We start from the raw sequence: 2,184 nt of genomic DNA on the forward strand, positions 1-2,184 counted from the left end.
CGAGATCGTCGTCCAGCAACCGGCGATCGGGCGGCTCGTGCTGCTCGATGGCGGCCAGCGCGGTCGGACCGAACGCGGTCTGCGCTACCGGATCTGCCGCCACAGCCACCTCATTTCCGGGACCCGCTTGCTTCTGCTCACCATTGGGATCGGTGGTGATGCCTGTCACCCTACCCAGCGGGTTCACCGACCGCTGGATTCGGGCCGGTGATCAGTGTGGCGAGTGTTGCTAACGAGATAAATGCGACTAGGCTTGTCGGCTATGGCGAGCAATACCGTTGCCCGATCACGCTCTAAAACGCCCAGGTCGAAGGCCGGATCGCGGTCGGCCCGCACCGGGCGGGCGGCCACGCCACGCGGCCGGGCGGGTGGGGCGTCGCGAACCGTGTCGACCAAGCGACGTCCCGGCCGACCGGCGACGGTCGGGCTGACCTGCGGTCGGGCCACCCGTGCCGTCTGGCTGATGGTCGCCCGGGGGGTGGGCAGCACGGCACGGTCGGTCGGCCGGGCCCGCGACATCGACCCGGGCCATCGGCGGGACGGAATCGCACTGGCGCTGCTGGGTGCCGCCGTCGTCATCGCGGCCGGCTCCTGGTTCGACGCGGCACGACCGGTCGGCGCCTGGGTCGACGCGGCGCTGCGGACGGTGGTGGGCGCCGCGGTGGTGCTGCTGCCGGTGATTGCCACGGCGGTCGCGGTGATCCTGATGCGCACCGAACCCGACCCCGCCAATCGGCCCCGGCTCGTTCTGGGCTCGGCGCTGGTGGCGCTGCCGATCCTGGGCCTGTGGCACCTGTCGGCCGGCTCGCCGCAGACGCCGGACGGGCGGGCGCACGCGGCGGGCTTCGTCGGCTTCGCCATCGGGGGTCCGCTCTCCGACGGGCTGACGCCGTGGATCTCGGCGCCGCTGCTGTTCATCGGGGTGCTGTTCGGCCTGCTGCTGGTGACCGGCACCACCCTGCGCGAGGCGCCGACCGCGATGCGGTCCATGTTCGGCCCGGCGCTGTTCGGCGCGGACGACGAGTACGACGACGATGGCCACGACGACTACGCCGATGGCCACGACGACTACGCCGACGGGTACGACGACTACGCCGACGGGTACGACGACGAGCCGACCGGCGAACGAGTCGACGGCGACCCGGTTCCGGCCTGGTCCGAGGGCACCCCGTATGACAACTACCCGCTGGACGAGTCGGCCGGTGCGCCTCCGCCGGTCGCCGCGGCCCCGGCCCGCGGCCGCAAGAAGGGCAAGGCCGACCGGGCCACCCTGCCGCTGGACCGGGTGGTGGAGGGCGCCTACACCCTGCCGTCGCTCTCCCTGCTGGTCGCCGGCGACCCGCCGAAGCGGCGCACCGCGGCCAACGACGAGATGGCCGCGGCGATCACCTCGGTGCTGGAGCAGTTCAAGGTGGATGCCGCGGTCACCGGTTGCACCCGCGGCCCGACCGTCACCCGCTACGAGGTGGAGCTGGGTCCCGGGGTGAAGGTGGAGAAGATCACCGCGCTACAGCGCAATATCGCCTACGCGGTCGCCACCGAGAGCGTGCGGATGCTGGCCCCGATCCCGGGCAAGTCCGCGGTCGGCATCGAGGTGCCCAACACCGACCGGGAGATGGTCCGGCTGGCCGACGTGCTCACCGCGCCGGCCACCCGCGGAGACCACCATCCGCTGGTGATCGGGCTGGGCAAGGACATCGAGGGCGACTTCATCAGCGCCAACCTGGCCAAGATGCCGCACCTGCTGGTCGCCGGCTCCACCGGGTCGGGCAAGTCCAGCTTCGTCAACTCGATGCTGGTGTCGCTGCTGGCCCGGGCCACCCCGGAGGAGGTCAGGATGATCCTGATCGACCCCAAAATGGTGGAGCTGACACCCTACGAGGGCATTCCACACCTGATCACCCCGATCATCACCGCCCCGAAGAAGGCGGCCGCCGCGCTGGCCTGGCTGGTCGAGGAGATGGAGCAGCGCTACCAGGACATGCAAGCCTCCCGGGTACGACACATCGACGACTTCAACGCCAAGGTGCGATCCGGGGCCATCACCGCGCCGCTGGGCAGCGAGCGGGTGTACCGGCCCTACCCGTACATCGTGGCGATCGTCGACGAGTTGGCCGACCTGATGATGACCGCCCCGCGCGATGTCGAGGACGCCATCGTGCGGATCACGCAGAAGGCGCGGGC

The 2,184-nt window shown here is 71.0% G+C and carries 1 protein-coding gene and 1 pseudogene; one reads left to right on the plus strand and one right to left on the minus strand.

What is annotated here, in order from left to right:
• A pseudogene (locus AC2VNT_RS00915) lies at positions 1 to 103 on the minus strand (SAM-dependent methyltransferase); the annotation flags it as partial.
• Positions 104 to 262: 159 nt separating this feature from the next.
• Between AC2VNT_RS00915 and AC2VNT_RS00920 the strand changes: the two are divergent.
• On the plus strand, positions 263 to 2,184 hold a 1,922-nt coding region (locus tag AC2VNT_RS00920; RefSeq protein WP_486945070.1), incomplete at its 3' end, for a DNA translocase FtsK 4TM domain-containing protein.

The organism is Mycobacterium sp. TH-M15 (assembly GCF_057473705.1).